1 protein-coding gene is annotated in these 1,938 nt (G+C 67.2%); it reads right to left on the reverse strand.

From position 1 onward, the window contains the following. Positions 1-299 precede the first annotated feature (299 nt). A complete protein-coding gene (groL, locus tag ACFOM8_RS22900) occupies positions 300-1,937 on the reverse strand; it encodes a chaperonin GroEL (RefSeq protein WP_377764667.1) in 1,638 nt (545 codons plus the stop codon). Position 1,938 lies beyond the last annotated feature (1 nt).

Here is a 1,938-nt window from a genome sequence, read left to right on the forward strand (position 1 = left end):
CTGGCCCCGGTTTTTGGCTCCGGTCTTGGCCCGTCGTCCGGGGCGATCCGGCCATCGGTGCAAAAGGTGCTGCCGGCCTTTGCGCTGCGCGCCCGGGCCGGGCCGCGGCGGCCAGCATCGCAATGGCGGCATCGGAAAGGGCGGGGATGCGGATCACGGGGGTTCCCGTTCCGCCGTGGCGCGCATTGTTGCCGCAAGACCCTCGACGCCGGGTGGGCGTTTGGCGCATCCGGGGCCGAGGCGCGAAAAAAGGGCGCCTTCCGGCGCCCTTTTCCGTTTCCGCCGCGGGGCGGGAACGATCACATCATGCCGCCCATGCCGCCCATGTCGGGCATGCCGCCGGCAGGGGCCTTGGGTTCGGGCTTTTCGGCGATCATCGCCTCGGTGGTGATCAGAAGGCCCGCAACCGAGGCGGCGTCCTCCAGCGCGGTGCGCACCACCTTGGCCGGGTCGATCACGCCGAACTTGAACATGTCGCCGTATTCCTCGGTCTGGGCGTTGAAGCCGAAGGCCTTGTCGCTCGACTCGCGCACCTTGCCCGCGACAACCGCGCCGTCCACGCCCGCGTTCTCGGCGATCTGGCGCATCGGCGCTTCCAGCGCGCGGCGCACGATGGCGATGCCCGCCTCCTGGTCGCTGTTGGCCGCCGTCAGCCCTTCCAGAACCTTGCCGCCCTGGACCAGCGCCACGCCGCCGCCCACAACAACGCCTTCCTGAACCGCGGCCCGGGTGGCGTTCAGCGCGTCGTCCACGCGGTCCTTGCGCTCCTTCACCTCGACCTCGGTCATGCCGCCCACGCGGATCACCGCCACGCCGCCGGCGAGCTTGGCCACCCGCTCTTGCAGCTTCTCGCGGTCGTAGTCCGAGGTGGTTTCCTCGATCTGCTGGCGGATCTGGCTGACGCGGGCCTCGATCTCGGCCTTTTCACCGGCGCCGTCGACGATGGTGGTGTTGTCCTTGTTGATCGACACCTTCTTGGCGCGGCCCAGCATGTCGATGCCGACATTCTCCAGCTTCATGCCCAGGTCTTCCGAGATCACCTGGCCGCCGGTCAGGATCGCGATGTCCTGGAGCATGGCCTTGCGCCGGTCGCCGAAACCCGGCGCCTTGACGGCCGCGATCTTGAGCCCGCCGCGCAGCTTGTTCACGACCAGCGTGGCCAGCGCCTCGCCCTCGACATCCTCGGCCACGATCACCAGGGGCTTGCCCGACTGGATCACGGCCTCGAGCAGCGGCACCATCGGCTGCAACGACGACAGCTTCTTCTCGTGCAGCAGGATATAGGCGTCCTCCAGCTCGGCGACCATCTTGTCGGGGTTGGTCACGAAATAGGGCGACAGATAGCCGCGGTCGAACTGCATGCCTTCGACCACCTCGACCTCGGTCTCCATGCCCTTGTTCTCTTCAACGGTGATCACGCCCTCGTTGCCGACCTTCTGCATGGCGTCGGCGATGAAGCGGCCGATCTGGGCCTCGCCGTTGGCCGAAATGGTGCCGACCTGGGCCACCTCGTCGCTGTCGCTGACCGGGCGGGCGGCCGCCTTGATCGCCTCAACCACCTTGGAGGTCGCCAGGTCGATGCCGCGCTTGAGATCCATCGGGTTCATGCCGGCGGCGACCGCCTTCATGCCTTCCTTGACAATGGCCTGGGCCAGAACGGTGGCGGTGGTGGTGCCGTCGCCGGCCTCGTCGTTGGTGCGGCTTGCCACCTCGCGCACCATCTGCGCGCCCATGTTCTCGAACTTGTCGGAAAGCTCGATCTCCTTGGCGACCGAAACGCCGTCCTTGGTGATGCGCGGGGCGCCGAACGACTTGTCGATCACCACGTTGCGGCCCTTCGGACCAAGCGTCACCTTGACCGCATCGGCCAGAATGTTGACACCCCGAAGCATCCGGTCGCGGGCATCCGTGTTGAACTTGACTTCTTTCGCAGCCATT

It is taken from the genome of Paracoccus angustae, assembly GCF_042648745.1.
In the GTDB taxonomy this organism is placed as follows: Bacteria; Pseudomonadota; Alphaproteobacteria; order Rhodobacterales; family Rhodobacteraceae; genus Paracoccus; species Paracoccus angustae.

What these genes read in the sequence shown, in the direction of transcription:
- groL (WP_377764667.1), bottom strand. Translation starts at nt 1,937, where the DNA reads ATGGCTGCGAAAGAAGTCAAGTTCAACACGGATGCCCGCGACCGGATG.